The organism is Streptomyces sp. NPDC038707 (assembly GCF_040636485.1).
Taxonomy (GTDB): domain Bacteria; phylum Actinomycetota; class Actinomycetes; order Streptomycetales; family Streptomycetaceae; genus Streptomyces.
In genome coordinates this window covers 1-17,894 of sequence record NZ_JBEZUP010000044.1, presented here as the reverse complement: position 1 = coordinate 17,894, position 17,894 = coordinate 1, and the positions used below count along the sequence as shown (strand labels likewise).

At 68.2% G+C, this 17,894-nt stretch carries 10 protein-coding genes and 1 pseudogene; 3 read left to right on the top strand and 8 right to left on the bottom strand.

The window, feature by feature from the left end:
* Positions 1 to 81: 81 nt before the first annotated feature.
* Genes AB0E62_RS35720 through AB0E62_RS35705 form a run of 4 tightly spaced genes read right to left on the bottom strand, consistent with a single transcriptional unit; the run spans position 82 to position 8,511 of the window.
* Positions 82 to 1,428, bottom strand: coding sequence for a TIGR02679 family protein (locus tag AB0E62_RS35720; protein ID WP_362203786.1), 1,347 nt, complete (start codon positions 1,426 to 1,428; stop codon positions 82 to 84).
* Complete coding sequence (locus AB0E62_RS35715; RefSeq protein ID WP_362203783.1) at positions 1,425 to 5,657, bottom strand: TIGR02680 family protein; 4,233 nt, start codon at positions 5,655 to 5,657, stop codon at positions 1,425 to 1,427. Before AB0E62_RS35715 ends, AB0E62_RS35720 begins: the two co-directional genes overlap by 4 nt.
* Positions 5,654 to 6,910, bottom strand: coding sequence for a TIGR02678 family protein (locus AB0E62_RS35710; protein ID WP_362203781.1), 1,257 nt, complete (start codon positions 6,908 to 6,910; stop codon positions 5,654 to 5,656). Before AB0E62_RS35710 ends, AB0E62_RS35715 begins: the two co-directional genes overlap by 4 nt.
* Complete coding sequence (locus tag AB0E62_RS35705; RefSeq protein ID WP_362203778.1) at positions 6,907 to 8,511, bottom strand: TIGR02677 family protein; 1,605 nt, start codon at positions 8,509 to 8,511, stop codon at positions 6,907 to 6,909. Before AB0E62_RS35705 ends, AB0E62_RS35710 begins: the two co-directional genes overlap by 4 nt.
* A 152-nt stretch (positions 8,512 to 8,663) precedes the next feature.
* On the opposite strand from AB0E62_RS35705, the pseudogene AB0E62_RS35700 reads away from it, so the two are divergent.
* Positions 8,664 to 9,535 (top strand): annotated as a pseudogene (locus AB0E62_RS35700) (IS5 family transposase).
* 15 nt (positions 9,536 to 9,550) lie between these two features.
* Here AB0E62_RS35700 and AB0E62_RS35695 read toward each other — a convergent pair.
* Together AB0E62_RS35695 and AB0E62_RS35690 are read right to left on the bottom strand one after the other, a co-directional pair.
* Entirely contained in the window at positions 9,551 to 10,087 is a 537-nt protein-coding gene (locus tag AB0E62_RS35695; RefSeq protein WP_362203775.1) for a hypothetical protein, read from the bottom strand.
* Positions 10,084 to 11,256 carry an XRE family transcriptional regulator gene (locus AB0E62_RS35690; protein WP_362203772.1) on the bottom strand — a complete coding sequence of 391 codons (1,173 nt, stop codon included), beginning with the start codon at positions 11,254 to 11,256 and terminating at the stop codon, positions 10,084 to 10,086. The genes AB0E62_RS35695 and AB0E62_RS35690 overlap by 4 nt, the downstream gene beginning before the upstream one ends.
* An 848-nt stretch (positions 11,257 to 12,104) precedes the next feature.
* Here AB0E62_RS35690 and AB0E62_RS35685 point away from each other — a divergent pair.
* A complete protein-coding gene (locus AB0E62_RS35685; RefSeq protein WP_362203769.1) occupies positions 12,105 to 13,667 on the top strand; it encodes a hypothetical protein in 1,563 nt (520 codons plus the stop codon).
* A gap of 160 nt (positions 13,668 to 13,827) precedes the next feature.
* Entirely contained in the window at positions 13,828 to 13,980 is a 153-nt protein-coding gene (locus AB0E62_RS35680) for a hypothetical protein (protein WP_362203766.1), read from the top strand.
* A 408-nt stretch (positions 13,981 to 14,388) separates the two neighbouring features.
* Here the strand turns inward: AB0E62_RS35680 and AB0E62_RS35675 are convergent, their stop codons facing one another.
* Both AB0E62_RS35675 and AB0E62_RS35670 read right to left on the bottom strand, forming a co-directional pair.
* Entirely contained in the window at positions 14,389 to 16,620 is a 2,232-nt protein-coding gene (locus tag AB0E62_RS35675) for a hypothetical protein (protein ID WP_362203763.1), read from the bottom strand.
* Positions 16,621 to 16,787: 167 nt separating this feature from the next.
* A complete protein-coding gene (locus tag AB0E62_RS35670; protein WP_362203760.1) occupies positions 16,788 to 17,249 on the bottom strand; it encodes a hypothetical protein in 462 nt (153 codons plus the stop codon).
* Between the last annotated feature and the right edge of the window lie 645 nt (positions 17,250 to 17,894).

The window sequence follows — 17,894 nt, the reverse complement described above, 5'->3', positions numbered from 1 at the left end:
TAACCATGCCCCTGTGAGTGGCACCAGACTGCCTCCCGCACCGCTTTGCCCGTCGCCCTACGGTGAGGTGGGAGCAGCGCTTCAGCGAGATACAAGCACCTCTCCGTCCCGGCCCGTTTCGTCGCGGCGGAGGTCTGAAAGGAGGCGGTGCATCTGGGCTTCCTCGTGTACAGCGAGGCCATGGTGGGCCATGGCGGCCGCGAGGTCGGGATCCCAGGGTGTGGCAGTGACCGGCCCGGTGAGAGGAAGAACTTGGTCGGCGGGCAGTTCGGCGAGCGCGCTGAGGTAGTCCGCTGCGTACATACGCCAAGGGCGGGCTCCGGCCCGTATCACGCGGTCGGCGATGGCGACACCAGGCCAGTCGAAGTCGCCGTGATAGGCGACATCCGCGCCATCGCTGGTGAGACGTTGCAGCAGTTCCCATCCGGCTGCGGACGGATTGCCGCTGCCGCACACCAGGATGCCGGGAGGACTGTAACGGGCAGCGGCCTGGAGCACTTGTGGGTTCTCACAGAAGTACACGGTCTGTGCCTGCTCTGCCAGGCGGGCATCGGGGACGGTGTGCAGTTCCTGCAGTGTCAGATGGGTCACCAGCGCGAGGTCACGTCGCGTGCGCATCATCCGTGCCCAGGAATGTTCTCCCGGCGGAGCCAGCCCCCACACCAAGACGGTTCCCGACAGCGAGTCCATGCTGACCCCGACCCGTTCCCACAGTGCCCGGCGTCCTGCCGTGGAGTCGGCCTGCAGCATGCCGCAGGCCGTAGCAATGGCTTTCAGGACCAGAAGGCCGGCGAGGCGTCCTTCATCGAGCCCATGGGCGTCTCCCGTCGTGTGAGAAGCCAGCTCGCCCAGCTCCCACTGCTTCGCCGCATTCGGCTCGACGCCGTCTGCAGGGTTGAGCGGGGTATGCGTGAGCGCGGTGAAGACGCGCACGGTGCTGCTGAGCGCGATAGCGGCGGCGTCGACGCCGGCGCGGGTGAGGACGCCGGTGCTGCGCAGCTCTGTCAGCCAGTCCGGCACCCAGGCGGCGTGGTTCAGTCCGGTACGAGTCAGGTCGGCGTCCAGTTGCTGCCACAGCGCCGTCCATGCCGTCTGCTGTGCTTCTTTGGCCGATGCCCGGTCGTGTAGAGGCTGGCCGGTCAGGTCCGCGACCACGCTGACAAGCCCGCACTGGGCGGCCGATGCACGCAAGGCGGCGTCCAGCGCGCCCAGCTGGATACGGCGCAGGCCGGGTGCGAGCCGGGTGCCGAGCAACCCGCCCAGCCGGTTGGCGCCTTCCGTGTCGAGTTGGACCTGCACAGTGCCCGTGGGCGCCAGGCGGTTGCGTTCCAGCCGCTGGCGGGCTGCCCCCCACAGGCTGGTGAGGCTGGGGTCGCCGAGGTAGCTGCGGATGGGGCCGGGCAGGCGAGGGACGGCGTTTGTGCTCATGACGCGGCGCGCAGATGGCGGGTATGGCCGTCCCAGTGGACGTGCGTGGTGACGGCGGCAGTGCCCTCGGCTCGCCGGACCTCGTAGGCATCCAGCGCGGGAACCTCCTCGAAGAACCCCCACAGGGCGTGACCGGTCATGACGAAATCGAGGTCCATGCGCACCAGGAGGGCCATCAGCTCCCCGATGGTGCGGTGGTCGACCTTGGCGAAGGCGTCGTCCAGAAGGATCAGCCGCAGCGCGCGCCCGGTGTCGGGCAGGCCGCTGAGGTAGGCGTCGGCGGCCGCGAACAGGGTCACGTAGGAAACGAAACGCGTCTCGCCCTGCGACAGTTTGGCCCGTCGGCTGATTTTGCGCTCCTGCTTCGGACCGGGGCCTGTGATGTAGGCGTCCACGACATGCCAGGCTCGGTAGTCGAGAGCGGTGCGCAGATGGGTGGCGTACCCGGCTTGGGGATCGTTGCTGTGAGCCACGTCTACGAGTGCCTTCAGCCGGGTGATGAGTTCTTCGGACTCCTCGTCGCGAAGCACCCTGACGTCGCGCTGCATCAATTTCTTGATCCGCATGACGTGCTCGTTGGCCGAGTCGGCCAGACGCCACCGGACCTGCACGCCGATACCGTGACTGGTCTTGATGGGGAGAAGCGACTCGTTCATCGCCTCGATCAGCCGTTCGGCCTCCTGGATGCGGTTGCGCAGCTCTTCGGCCATCCCGCCCAGCACGAAGGCGGAGAAGGCCGTGCGTTCCCGCTCGGTCAGCGCACCGCGCCCACGGTCGCGCCGTTCACGCAGGTCCGCTGCGGCATCAGCGACGTGGCGCCGACCACTTGCATCCGTCAGCTCCACGACATGGAGGTCGTCCTCGACCGTGACGGTTACGTCGTAGGCGCCGGCTGTATGACGCTCCAGCACCGACTGGGCCCGCACCAGCGCCGTCGCGTCAGCCGTGCTCTCAGGCCGCCGCACGGCTGCCCTCATCTCGCGCACCGCCGCCAGGACGTCCTCCGCGCCGCTACTTGCCGACAACAGCGCCGGGGGAGCGATGGTGCCGGGTTCCAGGGCCACGGCCAAAGCCGGGTGGCTCAGACGCCGATGCAGCGCCTGAGCCTGCAGCACCAGCGCCTGCCGCGCCTGCCGCGCCTTCTCCCGGGCGCCGTGGGCCTTCTCCTTCGCCGCGGCCACCTTGCCGGTCAGAGCCAGAACATCGGCGTGGGCACTCTGCAGGGCATCCTTGGTCTGTTTCAGTTCGCGTTCGGCCGCCTCCAACAGCTCGTGCACCTTCTGGGGACTGGAGCCGAGACTCTCCCGCAGGGCGGCAAGCTCCGAGGCTTCCCTCGACCAGGCCAGACTCGCCGTCTCGGCGTCCCGCTCCGCCGCACCGCGCGCCTCGCGGACCTCTTCCAGACGCCCGGCCAAGCGCTGCCAGCGGGCGAGGTGCTTGGCCACCGCCTCACCGGCCCGTTGCAGATTCCTGCAGGCGGTCTGCGCCTGCTGCGCGCTGGTCTGGGTGCTCCGCAGTCCCTCCGTGTCGTCGGGCATACCCAAAGCTGTGCAGACCTCACGGTGACGCAGGTGACGGGCCGCCCATGCCCGCTGCAGCCGTTCCGCCTCTTCCGCGAGCGCGCCTGCCTGCCTGAGAGAGGCGACCGCGTCCTTGCGAGCCGCAGCGGCCCGCAGCCGAAGCGTCGCAAGCTGGACGGAGCGGGGAGCCTGCATCAGATGTTCTTCCAGCTGCCGCAGCCAGGATTCCAATGCATCCTGCTCCTCGCTGCGGGCCTGCGCCGCCTGCTGCAGTTCTCGCAGCAGCAGGTCGATCTCGGCGAGACGCGCCGCACGGGCAGCCGCGCGAGCGGCAGCTCCGATGTAGCGGGCCGCCGAAGGCAGATGGCGCCCGGTCAGCGGCCCGTTCCCCCAGGACCCGTCGATCGACACCCAGGTAGGGTGTCCCGGGCTCAGGGCGATCTGGTCAAGGACGGAAATGACGCGCGCCGCATCCGCGGCATCGCTGCAAGACGGGGCCAGCACAGTCCGCAGTGAGCGCAACGCCGCCGGACGGCCGGAGCTCAGCAGCAACTGCCCCTTGCCCGCGACGACATCGCCGTCCCGGGTGAGCCGGCCGTACAGGAGTCCCGAGGCGAGCAGCGCTCCCTCGATACCCGCACGCGCCTGGGTGTCCACCTCGGGACGGAATTCCAGCAGCTCCCACAGCGCCGGCGCGCCGTCGGGAGGGTTGTCCAGCCAGTCGGGCGCCACGGGGGGCAGGTCCCGCTCCTGGCGCAGTTCTTCTGCTTCGGCCAGCAGTTCCTCACGCCGGGCGGTGTCCTGCCGGGCCCGGGCCTTAAGTGCCGCGACCTGCTGTGCGTGCCGCGCCCTGGCCGGAGCGGCCACCTGCTGGGCCAGGGCGTCCAGCCGCGCAAGCTCACGGTCGGCTTCCGGGCCGGCCCCCTCTCCCGCCAGAGCTTCCACGTCCTCCAGGAGGGCGGTCACGGCCGTGCTGCTCCAGTCGATGGCGCCGAGCAGGCGCTGTGAGCCGGAGGAATCGGCCCATTCCCGCCACGCCATGGCCAACTGCACCGCCGCCTCGTCACGGTCCGTTTCCGCCTGCTCGGCTCGCCCTTCTGCCGCCGCGGCGTCTTCGGCCGCGTCCTCCGCCCGGTCCTGGGCGCGGTGAAGCGTCTGCAGCAAGGACGTCAGCTCTTCCGCCTCCACGGCACGAGCCGCAGCCTGCTGGGCACGGCTGTTCGCAGCGGAGAGCAGAGCGGGAGTCGCCGCCAAAAACGCCTCGATGGCCGTGGTGACGTCCTCGGGTGAAGGGGCCATGCGCAGAGCCGACGGGCGACGGACAGGCTCCGGGTCGGCATCCACCGTCGTGCGCACCGGCTCGACGTGGACATCCGGGGTGAGCACTTCGACGTAAGGAGCGTTCGGCAGAGGAACATTCAGCCCCGCCCCGTCCAGCAGCCGGCGTGTTTCGCCAACGGCGTCGGCCATCTCCGTGATAGCGGCCGCAGCGTCCATCCCCGCCTCGTTGCACGCGTCGGCGGTGCGCTGTTCTTCCGCACGGGCACCCGTGGCGGTGGCCAGGGCGTTACGGGCGGCCCCTTCCAGTGCCTTCAGTGTGTTGAGACGCTCGTTCAGCTCCCGTGCGGCCTTGTACTCGCTCGACAGCCGGATCCCGGCGACGGTGGCCTCCAGCTCATCGCGGTACCCCTCCAGCTCGCCGGTCCGGGCCACCGCATCGGCATGGTCGCTCACGAACTGGAGATGGGCCGTCTCCTGCTGCGAGGCCGTTGCATCGGTGTCCCGGGCCAGGACGGCTGCGGCCCGGGTACGGTCGGCGGCGGTGAGACAAACACCTGTGGCGTAGCGGGTGTAGACCCGCAGGAAGTCAGCGACGTGACCGTAGGCGGTTTCCAGCCGGTCCAGCGCCGCCCGGGTTTCTTCCAGCCCGTCGAGTTCGTCGCCCGCTGTGGCGATGGCTTTGTCGGACAATGGCGGCAGGGCGTCGGAGAGGATCTGGGGCAGGCGGCCCTCGTCGATGCGGTTGCCCACGTCGGGCGAGCGCAGTGTGTGCAGCAACTGCAACAGCCCTGCATACCGCTCGCGCCCCTGGTCGCCATGGAGGCCGAAGACGGCCGCGCGCACCCGGTCCCGGTGGACGTCCGGGGACGAGGTCACACGATCGGCGCCGATGACCGCGGCCAGGCCTTCCTTCGACAGTGGGACGCGGCTGGCGTCCAGGAGCTTCAGCTCCTCGTCCACGCGCAAAGGGGTGAGGAAATACCAGGCCTTCGCTTCCGAGGTGCTGTGCGAGAAGCGGATCAGCGCGCCGACCGTCAAGAACTCCGTGCGCTGCTCACCTCCACCGGGATCCTCGGGATTGCGGGCGAGCTCGAGCCATACGTACCCGAGCCGGTTGGTCTGACCGTCGCCGCCCGCTCGCATCAGGTCCTCGAGCCGGACCTTGCCGGATCCGGTGGCGTCCATGCGGCGCCGGTCGGCGTCCAGGACGAACGGCAGCAGCATCTCCAGGGCCCGGGACTTCCCGGACCCGTTCGAGCCCCGCAGCACCAGCCGGCCCCCTGAGAGGATGAAACGCTGGTCGAAGTAGAACCAGACGTTGACGATCCCCGCCCGGTTCAGCCGCCACCGGCAGGGGCGCGCGCCGACGGGCGGCCGGTCGCCCAAGGAGCTGTCGTGCTTGCGCGGGCCGGGAATGAGGGAACTCATAGTGCCTCCCCGAGGAAGGACTCGGTGAACAGAGCATCGGAAGGCGGCTCGTCGGCCTCCCGGCGGCGGGTCACGGCGAGCCGCTGTGCCGCACGTGTCGGTCGAGCGTGAGGTTCGGGACGGTACCGGGCCGCTGCCGCGTGCAGCGCCAGCCCTTCGGGCAGACTGCGGGCCAGCGACATGGACTCGAGCAGGGTGACGACCTCTTTTCGCAACCGGTCCGGATCGGCGACGAAAGCACCGGCCCACGCCCTGGCGTGACGGGCGGTCACATTGTCCAGCTCGCTGCGCACGGTGTCCCACGACACCAGCAGGTCAGGGCGGTCCCCGGTCGGCCTGGCCAGATCGGTGAGCGCGTCGGTCAGCAGCAGCGCCGCCTGGCGCACGGTGCCCGGGCCGGGGTAGGCCACATCGCTGAGGGTTCCCTCGGTGTCGTAGGCAACTGCCCCCTCCGCTCGGACCTCCAGCGAGAGCCCGAAGTGCTCCTCCAGCAGCCGTGACAGCTCCGACCGCTCCCGAGAGAGGACGTCGCGCTCGTCCTCAGGAAGGTCTTCTCGCCTCACCAGAGGGTTTTCCACCAGACGCCGCCGCAGGCTGCGCCGGGGCTCGGACGCCGCTGTGGCCGGCATGGGTTCGAAAAGGTCGGCCAGTGAGACCACGTTGCGCAGCGGACGGGGCAGCACATGCGGCAGCAGGGGGCGATGGATCTGTAGCACCCCTTCCTCGCGCCGTTCGCTCCACGCAGACAGTGATCCGTCGGTCTCGGTCAGCACGCCCCAGTCGATGAGAAGCCCGACGGCCTGCACCAGACGGCGGTTGTCCGCAGGTGTGTCCCGCAGCTCGACCCCGGCCGTGACCGCGTCGGCCCGGACCTGTTCCACCAGAGAGGAGATCAGCAGCCATTCCCCTGTCCCGGGCGTGAGCAGCGCAGCACAGGCCAGCGAGAACAGCGCGTACGTGTGCGGGGTGAACGGCGGGCTGTCTCCCCGCCTCACGGTGCGCGGGGGACTGTCCGCACTCGGAGGGGTTTTCACCAGCCGGGCGAACGAGGGCTCGACGATGAGGTGGTAGCCCAGCAACCTTGCGAACGTGGACCGCAGAGCAGTGGAATGCCGGCGCACCAAGGCCAGTTCGTCCGGCTGCCGGTGTGATGTCAGCACGGGGCACGACAAAAGCGTGCGGGCCGCTTGGCGACGCTCCGCCGCCTCGTGCTGGGCCGTGGTGGACACCGGCCGGCCCGCATCTGCGCTCACTGGGAGCCTCCCGCGGCAGCCGAGGGCGGCTGCCGGCTGGCACCCGGCCCTGCGTCCTGGCCCTGCGCACCGTCCGGCGCGTCGCCGACGCGGTCCGCGCCCGCGTCGGAGGCCGTCAACGCCACACCCGCGAATGTCGTGTCTCCGTCGAGCGACCTGACCACCGTGTCGCCCTCGGACGGGGCCACCTCCACGGCCACATCGAGGTCGAGGTCCTCCGCGCGCACCGCTTCCGTCAGGCTCTTCCCCCTGGCCAGCGCCGCGGACACCAGCTCCAGCAACAAGTCACGAGCCGCAGGAGTCAGACGGACCCCGTTCAGCGCCCGCGCTGCGGCAAGTTCAGCCCCAGCGGCCCTGCGCGCCGCGAGTTCCCGCGCGGCTTCCTCCTGCAAACGGGCGATGTCCATACCCGGGTCGGGGACACGGGAGGCACGCCCGCGCGCTGTGCGATCGCCCCGTTCCCGCAAGGAGACCGGAACATCCACGGGCGCCGCGTCCCACCACGAGGTCGACGCGGTACTGCGCGAGTCGGGTTCCTCAGGACCGAAACCCAAATGCCGCGCGGGGTACGCGCCGAAGGCGGCCGAGAAACCCCGGTGGGCCTCCTCGACACTCGCCTGGGCGAACAGGCCAGCCAGATGCAGCAGTTCACTGCGCCGGGCCCCTCCCGTGCCGCCCGGAGCGAGCATGCGCCGTGCGTTGGCCAGCAGCTGCCCCAGGGCCGACTCGGCAGCGGACCGCAGCTGCGCCGGGCCGGACATGCCGCCGTCCCCGCCGCTGTACCAGGACAGCAGCTGCGCCCAGTCCTCGGCCTGCCGCCCCGGCAGCCTCTCGACGGGTGCGCCGTCCGCGGAAGCCAGGCCCGGAAGGCTGTCCAGGGCAGTCAGGACGCGGTCCAGGACGGGCTGCAGCTCTTCCAGACACTTCAGGACTGCGGGCGAGTGACGGGAGACGTCGGTGTCGATGAGGTGGACGTACTCCAGCAACAGCCCCTTGAACGACGCGTACTCCTCGCCCGCCAGGTCGTAGCGGACCAGAACCGACGACAGATAGGCGTAGAAGTCGCGGATGCTGTCGGCGAAGTAGGCCTGGTTGGCGAAGACGGTCGTGACGTCGGCCGCCAGCACCTCCGCGTCGACGCTGCGTGGCTGGCGTGCCTGGCGCAGGATCCTTGTCAGCAACACGGCCATGCTGCCGAGCAGCTCCCGCGCCACTTCCCGTGCACCGTCGCGCAGGTGCAGGACCTTGGTGACCTCCCGGTGCACCGTCCCACCGAGCCGGGTGATCTGGAAGCGTGCCCGCGTGTGCCGCAGCGCGGCGACCGTGGGCACGCGTGGGTCGCGTGCGGTCGGCATGAGGTTCGCCCAACGCACCAGACGGTTGCAGCGTTCCTCGGCGCTCTCAGGGGAGAGGGCAATGCCGCGTTTGGCGAGTGCCTCGCTCACCTCGGCAGCCGACAGGTCGGTCAGCAGTGTCTGCGTGAACAGGTCCATGATCGCGAGGTAGTCGGTCGCGTGCTCGGCTGTCACGTACCGGAAGAGATCGCGTCGCTCGTCCCGTTCTTCCAGGCCGTCCTGGCCATCGAACTGCTCTTCCCCCACGCCTCTCCGACCTCCGGCTCGTTCCCGGATACCGCAGCCGGGAGGCACCAAGGGATCAGACTAGAGAGGAAAAGCCTCCCCCGACGGGCAGTTGATCGGTAAAGGCCGAAACCATCCGATTCTGATCGGCCACCGGGGCTAGGCAGTTTCGTTTGGATCAGTCGGTCGTTGGTCCGGGTGTGCCGTTGACTGATGCGCAGTGGGCGCGGATTGAGCCGTTGCTCCCGGACCGGACGCCGAAGCGGGGTGGCCGCTGGCGGGACCACCGTGAGGTGATCGACGCGATCGCCTTCAAGTTCCAGACCGGCACGCAGTGGGTTCACCTGCCGGAGAAGTACGGCAACTGGCGGGGCATCTACAACCGGCTGCGGATGTGGGCCGTGGATGGCACCTGGGAGCGGGTGTTCACCGCTCTGGTGGCTCAGGCCGACGCGGACGAGGACCTGAGCTGGGCCGTGTCGGTGGACTCCACGATCGTGCGGGCTCACCAGCACGCGGCCGGGGCCCGCAAAAGGGGGCTCCGGCCGGCGAACCCGCCGACCACGCCATCGGCCGGTCCCGCGGCGGACTGACCACGAAGATCCACCTCGCTGCCGATGCCCGCTGCCGACCACTGGCGTTTGTTCTCACCGCGGGCCAGGCCGGTGACGCACCCGCTTTCACCGATGTCATGGCCCGTCTGCGGGTTCCTCGTCGGCGAGGACGGCCTCGCACCAGGCCGGATCTGGTCCTGGCCGACAAGGCGTACTCCTCCCGGGCGATCCGCGAGCACCTGCGCAAGCGCGGCATCCGGGCAGTGATCCCCATCCCCGCTGATCAGCGCGCACACCGGCTACGTCGGGGCAGTCGCGGCGGCAGACCACCGGTCTTCGACCGCGAGACCTACAAGTAGCGCAACACCGTCGAACGCTGCATCAACCGCCTGAAGCAGTGGCGAGGCATCGCCACCCGCTACGAGAAGACCGCCACCATCTACCTGGCCGGACTCCACATCGCGGGCATCTTCCTCTGGTCCGCCCGATGATCCAAACGAAACCGCCTAGCGGAGGAACCAGGAGGCGTCACCCGGGATGGAGGGATGCTGGCCCGCGTCCCGCATCTGCTGGAGCAACTTGTGGGCCTCGGTGGGCGAGACCTCGTCCATGCTGCATCCACGGGCCAGTACATCCCGCGTCTCCAGCGTCGTGATGCCCAGGCGTCGGGCATGATCGCAGGCCGCACGGTCGTCGCTGAGCCAGAAGGACTCCTGGTAACCCGGCCACCGCTGGATGATGTGCAGAGTCTGCGCTTCCCCCAGGTGCTGCAGTGGCTCACTCGCTCGACCGCCGAACGCGGCCACGCGCACACGTTCGACAACGTCCGCCTCGTCATCTTGGATCTCCAGTGGTTCCCCCAGCCAGCCGTCAATTTTCACGCGGGCGAGCGAAGGATAGATGCGGGCTGACCTGTCGGCCTCGTGTGCGACGGCTTCCGCCCACCTCCCACGTCCGTCGAGGATGCGCTCGAGCAGGCCAAGAGCGCTCACGCAGGCGAAGTTGCACAGCACCGTGTTGTCGGGGAACCACCAAGAGGTCACGGGAAGAAGGCCAGTTCTGCTGGGCTGGTTGCCGGCGCAGTGGGCTGCGTGGCTTCGTTCTGTGTTTCGGAATCCGGGTGGAACAGGTCTAGCAGACGGTCTGAGTCTAGTCCGGTCACGGCGGCGACCAACCGGATGCTGATGTCGCCGTGCGCGTAGGCTGAAATCGCCATTTTAGCCAGGCTTGAGGAGTACCAGCCATCGCCCGCTTGTTGGGCGTACTGCATGTGCCGGTCGGGGTTCCCTGCGTGCTGGGCCGCTTCGCGGGTGGTGGCGGCCGACCAGGAGCGACGCTGACTGTCGCTGATGATCCCCAAAGTGCGAAGTCGTGTTGCCATCGCGCTGGGTGAGACCTGGTAGTCCCAGGACAGGGACAACAGTGCCCCTCTGTCCATGCTGCCGATTTCGGTGGCGCTCTGCGTCACCTCCTCGTGCGGCATGAGCAGTTCGGCGGCGAAGGCGTTGGCTCTGATCTCCGCCTGGTCCTGGTCCACGCTGGGGGCGACGTGCTCGGTCAGGAGTTCCTCTGTTGCATCACCCGCCAGGATGTGCCCCAGCTCGTGGGCGAGCGTGAATCTCTGGCGCGTCCACACGTCCGTCCGTCCCACCAATACGAGCCGGAAATCGCCTGTGTCCCAGGACAGTCCGTCGAGGCCATCGGGTAGATCGGTGGCCGCGACTACAAGACCGAAAGTCTTCTCCCACTGCTCGGCAAGCCCACGAGCGGTCACGCCACGCGGGCTTCGGCCCACTGCGGTGCGGGCTGCTTCAGCCAGCCGTGTCCCCTGTTGGATGAGGCCGGCCTCGGTGGGCAGGGACGGCAGCCGAGGCAGCGTCAGACGGTGCCCGATGTTGGCCAGCGCGTCGATCCATTCCGCGTAGCAAAGTGCTGCCGACTTGCTGTCGTCCGGCGCGGTCGCGCCGCGTTCGCGAGTACGTGCCGCCATCGCGGTGACCCTGCGTGGTTCTGTTCCGTGCAGCAGCCAGTCGACAGTTGTGTGCCCCTGCTCGGCGATCAGCGCCAATTCCAGGGAGGTGAAACGGCGGATACCTGTGAGTGACTTGCTGAGTTTGTCCGCGCTCATCCCTATGCGCCGCGCGAAATCTGCCTGGCTGTCGCCGACGCTTTCGAGTACCTGGCGCACCCGCGCATTCAACGAATCAGTCATCACTCCACCCTAATCGGACGTTGCGAAAATCGCAATGATTTGGTCGCGCATGATCGAAATTGATCACCTTCAGTCACGGTGCACCTCCAGGGCGTCGATGAATGAAGCAGTCGCCCCGTGTAACGACCTATGCCGCTTCGTGTGGCGCAGGCCGTACACCAAACGACGTCCAGGAACGGTTCCTCGTCCCGAGCGAGGTGACTCGGCCAGATCATCCGGGCCGTGAAGCGCCGGATCAAGCGGCTCCGGTATCGGCCTGAAGTGAGAGATAGCTGCCTTGTCAGGCACGGGGCGGACCTCGAACCTCCCTCATCAGAAGCTGCCGAAGAAACGATGCCACCAGTTGGGAGTCTGCACGTGCCAGGGGAGCCGGCTTGGGAGCCGGCTTGGCCCGTCGTCGCGTCCGCCAGTAGCTCCTCGGGCGCGACGGCATACCCGAGGTCGGACACCTGGTTCACCTTGTCAGGATCCGCAGGATTCAACTCGTCCTCGGCTTGTGCTTCCTGGGCGCCGAGGAAGGTACCGGATCGTCGGCGCAGAGCCCGGCCAGTGACCGGAACTTCTCACGCAGACGACGATCCGGGGCCCGCACACGACAGCGCCCGCCGGCACGGTGACGCGCCCGCACTCGCTGGAGTCCTGCGCGTCCCGCTCAAATGGCACAGTAGGCGGCGAGGCCGTTCTCAAGCCTTGCCACCAGGCCGTCGAACAACACATCGGTCTCACTGCGGTCGCAGCCCCAGCGATCACTCCAGCCACTCCGGATCATCGTCCCCGCGCCACAAGGGGTCCGCTTCGTGCTCCGTCGCCCCAGCGGCTGTCAGTGCGGGCAGCTATTTTCATGTCTTATGCACTCGTACTCCTTTTGGGACGCGCTCGCGGAAACCCCTGGCCTGTCGCCGACGCAGCAGCGTGCTGTCGCCGAAGCCCTCATCGAGCAGCATCCGGATGCTGCAGCGCGCTTCTTCGCCCGGCACGATCTCGATCATGGGACCCGTGACCACATGGTGAGGCACGCACGCAACCCACGTGTGCTGGCGGCCCTTCTCTCGACGCCGGTGGTGACCGGCAGCCACCTGCTGACCGCGGCCAAAGTGCTGGGAGCCGACGCGGTGCTGCCGCAGGCCATGCGGTCGCGATGCGATCCGAAAGAGGTGCTGGTCCCGCTCATCGACCAGCTCGATCACCGTGCCGCCCGCCGGGTGGCCATGACCGAGTGCGAGATCACCCCGCAAATCCGCTGCGCGCTGATCCGTGCGGCAGCACGTCCTCCGGCTGCTCTCAGCAACCGTCCCGAGAAGCTCACCGAAGCGGAGCGCGAGGAACTGCATGCCGTGGTAAAAGCATGGCATGACGATGTGTGGGCCCTGCTCGAAGCAGCACCCGCCCGCCCTCTGTGGCCAGAGCTCGTACATGATGCCGACTCCGGCCGTCTGATCACGAACCTTCTCCTCAACCGTGCCGACGACCTCGACGACCAGGTGCTGCTGACCTGCCTGGAATCGGCCTTCCCGGAAGACGCGGCCGAGGACGCAGACCAAGACGACCTCTTCTCCGGCGTCTTTGGCGCAACACTGACCCTCAGCAGGGTCGCCAGCGTCATAGAGAGGCATCCCCGCGCATTCCTGCTCCACGGTCCCACCCTTCGCCATGCCATAGCCACCGCCACAGGCGAGTTGACACGCGAGATCCGCGAAGAAGGCATCTACGAAAGCAGCTGGGACGTATTCGAAGCACTCGCCGCCGTGTGCACCTCACCCGCCCTGCTGGCAGACGCCGCCCAGTGCCTCAGCCAGGCTGTCCCACCGACGTGGCAACAGCGACAGCCCCCGACCCCGAAGTGGAATGCCGCACGCTCGCAGGCCGCCGATGCCTTGGCCCGCAACCCCTTCTGTCCGGCCGAAGCGCTCGCCCTGCTCACTCCGTTCCTTACCGACGCCACCGCCGCTCACTTCGTCGAACATCCCGACGAGCAAGTCCGTGAGGCTGCGAAAAGCATCGTCGACCAGGCTATGGAACGCATCCATCAAACTGAGCCGGCACCGCAGCAGCGCGACCCGCTGACTGGGCTCACCGTGCCGGCGGATGACAGCCTCACCCAACAGGACGATCCTGCGACAGTGCTGTCGTCCCTCCTCCCTCTCAAAGGCCCCGCAGCCCGACGCCGCGAGACCGCAAAGGCCATCCTGGATTCTCGCTACGCCGACGCATCCCATCTCCGCCAGCTGCCCGCGGCCCTGGTCTTGGCGCACACCGGCCACGCGTCCGCCGTGGCGGCACTGCTGGTTGAGGAACTGGGTGACGACACACAGGCATGGGACCGCTTCCGCAGCAGCGTCCTTCGGCTCACACCCAGCGCCCCCAAAACCCTGGAAAAGTTGATCCACGAGGCAACCGCCGACACGCCCTGACCCAACGCAGCATCGGGGTCGCAGGGCGCCGACCGGGCTCCGGTTAGGCCGAAGGCACCAAGCGCGCCCTGTGTTCCTCCAAGCGGCCCGTGCTGCCCCCATCGGCAGACGTCGGTTGCCGCCGCGGGCAGCAGCCGCACCACGACCGGACCAGTACGGCGTGGTCGCGGCAGTAACGGACGGCGTCCGGCAGCCGGCGATGGCCGCCGAGATCGACCGCGTCCGGCGGCGGGGGTACGCCACGAGTGCCCGGGCCGACGCGCCCGGCACTCACCAGCTCATCGTGCGAATGGACAAGAGGCTGGTCAGCTGATCCCACGGCCATGAGCGCCGATCGGCGCGGGCAGAGTACACAGATGCTCGGCCAGGCCGTGCGCGGTCGCCCCCCTCGCGGCCAGCCGCGCATCGAGCTACCGCAGCCGGGCGCGCACAGTGGACCACAGCCGTGCAGCCGGCACCCGTTCGAGGACATTGCGTCCGCGCTGCGCGGCGCCCTACGGAGCACCGCGGACATCGGCCTGAGCGAGGCCAGGGAGGCCACTGCCAAGCCGGACGTGCCGGGAACGCAACCTCGACCGAGGACGCGGCGCAGGCCCGGGCGTCGGCCGAGCGGCCCAGGACGAGATACGACTCCCCCGGTGGATAGGGCCAACTCCGTGTAACCGACGTAGAACGGAGCACCCGGCAGCCCCGGGGCCACGAGGCACGCCGCATCACGCGATCACGTGCAAGTAGCAGCCTGCAGTTCTGCCTGCAGGCGACGGGTGACCCTTCGCCACTGACGGGCATGCTCTCTGATGGGAAACCACGCTTCCTCTGTTGCCACATCCAGGTCGCTGAGCTCGTCGAGCGTCCGGCGGAACTGCTCGATACCGCCTCTCCCATGGCGAGCAGGGGAACGCTGGATGAGGTTGTGCAACCGGTGCCCGGCCCGGTAATAGGCGACCTGGGCCTCACTGAGGCGGCGCACCGCGTATCCGCCGCACTTGCTACATGGGTCGAATCTCTTGTTGCCCAGCAGTTCGTCGATGGTCACCATGTCGTCCTGGCGGTCGACGCCCCCATAGGGGCGCCGGTGTGCGCAAACAGGGGAGTGGGCCCGGCCCTGGTAGCGGCCGGACGCATCTGTGGTGTACGCCTGTACAGACGCCAGCACGCCCAGCGGAAGACCCGATCCGCCGGGCCAGTCGTCGTCCGACTCGGACGTGAAGGGCTCCAGGTCCAGCTGCTCCATCGCCAGCAGTCCGTTCCACACAGCCGGTACGAAGGCCCGGCGCGGATGCCCCCGCGCGTCGTATCCGACCGCTTCAAGATCACGTAGATCTGTCACCGACCGGGCCAACACCAGTGACTTCAGCGCTTGCCCGACGTCCTGCCGCCCCTCGCACAGCCGCACCAGCACTCGCTCACCCTCCGCCGCACTCAGGCTGCGGCCGAACTCCTCGTGCTCCGGGTCATACACGCGAGGAGACCACACGCTCTCCTCCCCGACCCCGCCATGCAGGCCCGTCTCGAACAAGACGTCGGGCAAGTCACTGGCGGCGGCGAGGATCACACCCTGCCACCCGGCCGCGCACCGCTGCTCCAGAACACTCAACGCCACCACTTCCACGCCAGTGCCACCGCCAAGTACCGCATACAACTGCTCGGCGTCCGCCCCCGCGCCACGCAGGGCTCGCAGGTGCTCCGGCCTTACCATGCGCCGGCCATGAACCGGGGTGTCGTCAAACACCCCGGGCAGCAACCCCTCGCCCGCCTCCGACGCTGCCACGTCGGCATCACGCGCAAGCGCACCCTCAACCGGAACCTCGTAGACGAGTACAGAGGGCTGCGACAGCAGACGGCAGGCCACCACTTCCGGCACCCGCACCGAGATCACCAACTGCGCGGACCGCTCCCAGCCCACCGAGACCATGTACGAGGCGAGCACGCCTCGCTCCCACTCACCGACCCGGTCGAAAACAGACGCACCCCTGCCAGACTCTGCCGGAGCACCGTCGGCCAGACGCGCGACCAGGACTCGCTCCCTGCCGTCCGTCGCGGCGGACCGCGCAGCCGCCTCCCACACGCCCAGAAGCGCCTGAGCCTGCTCCAGCATCCGGTCTCGTCCCTTGCGCCGACTGCTCATCCCGCTGGCCAGATGATGGACGAGGTACTCCTGCTCCCGCGGATGGTCCCAACTGCTCCCCACCCTGCTACGCCACCGCCGCCACAAGGAGACCAGCTCCCTGGCCGCCTCGGCCGGCGTACCCAGCGGGGCGAAAGCGGGATCATCGGCAGGGACATCCGGCTCGTCCATAGCCGACACCGCTGCCGCCAGAACGAGAGAGTCCGGGGCGATCAGCTGCCTGGCCCGGGCACGCAGCACATGAAGATAATCGGTTTTACGCTGCACCCTTGGTTCGGCCCAGGACCTCAACCAGGGAAACAGGTCCAACACCTGGTATACGCGATGCAGGCTGGCCAGCGCATTGATCCACTCGGCGAAGACGGTCTCACGTACATGCCGGGCATCCCGCAGATCTTCCCAGGCTCCGTCCTCAGTGTCGTCCTCGATGCCGGTGCTGGCCTGCTCATCGCTGCCCGAGGACACGCCGAGGAGTACAGAGGCTGCTTCCCTTACTTCCTCATCACCGAACGTGTCTTCGCTCCCCTGGCCGTAGCGCTCGAGTTCATACAGCAGTCCCAGGCCGGTGAGCGCGTCCAGGAAAAGGGCCAGGCCCGTCCCGGGACGGGCCCAGGAGCCGCCGTATGCCGCGCACTGGGCACACAGCCGGCCGATCGTCGCGGCCTCCAGCCACACTTCGACCTCGGTGACACGGGCGGAACGCAGATACGAGCACGAGGACTTGGAGTGCAGTTTCGCTTGCTTGCCCTGCGCCGACCACAGGGTGACGCGAGCACCTTCGAACGGACCGAGCGGCACATCTGGCGTCAGCAGACCGTACGTCATACAACCTCCCGCTGGTGGTGCGGGTGAGCCTAGCCGTGGCCACTGACATCGACGAGCGACTGTCTGGCAGCCGGCTCCACATCAGCGACCCAGCCTGAGCGACGTACAGCGCATCCCGGGCAATGCGGTACCACTTACGAGAGCCTGGGCACGTCGGGTGTCGTCCGCTAACGCTGCAGCGCAGGCAGCAGAGCGGCGGCACCGTACTGCGCCAATGCCTCCCGCGCCGCTGTGATCATGCGGTCCAGGCACTGCTTCAGTTCCGTCAGTTCCGGGGGAATGCTGATCGTCTCACCATGAGCGGCGAACTCGGCCAGGATGTCGCTCTCCACGACGGAATGGATGCGAGTGTGCATCGCGGAGATGACGTCCATGACGTTGTCGGCCGCCTCGACGACTTTCTCGGGCCCCTCCAGCGCAACTTGAGTTCTGACGCGTTCCAACTGGTCGATGAGTTCCTCATCTTCGAGAGCGAGAAGTAGACGGCTGTACCCGTCGCCGGGTCCGTCGGTCCATGCCTCAAACAGCTTGGCGCGCGTTCGGTGCACCGTGGCGACGAAGTCACCGTAGACACGCCTCCGCGGTTCCATGGCCTGAAGCAGATGGGCCGACTGCAGCTGCCCTGCCATGAGTACTTGCTGAGCCTGGGTCTGCTCACGCTGGCTCCTGCGACTCTAGGAAGCGCTCAGCAACGCCGGAACACCGGCCAGAACTCCGCCTGCGACTGCACCCACCACTCCGGCCCACTGCTCGTTCATGCGGCCATCATCGCTCACCCAGCTTCGGCTTCATCGCCCACGTGCTGTCATTGGCTTCCGGAAGGAGAGGAAAAGCAAGCGCAGACGATCGATGTCGCCCCCCCGTATGTAAGGAGACTGACACCTATCCAGTCCGGCGACAGCCGGACACCACCCGCTCAAGCTCCCCGACAGGGGAGCGCAGGCAACTCAAATAACTGTGCAACCACCCCGTTATGACATCGCCGGTGCCGCCAGGCGCCGGCACCCCTGAGCCCACCCCAACCCTCCCCGCCAGGGGAGGGGCTGCCCTTTTTCTTCCACCGGTCCTGCCGTCAGGCAGGACCGTATTCCGTCTACTGAGCGGGCCGCCAGGCCCGCCAACTCACATCTAAACCAATCGAGTTGGCCCGCCAGGGCCAACCCTGACACTTGACACACAGTCGTGCCGTCAGGCACGACGACAGCACCTAACGGGCCGTCAGGCCCGTAGTTGGCCGTCAGGCCAACTTAAGAGCCAACCGGCTCTCCGCCCCC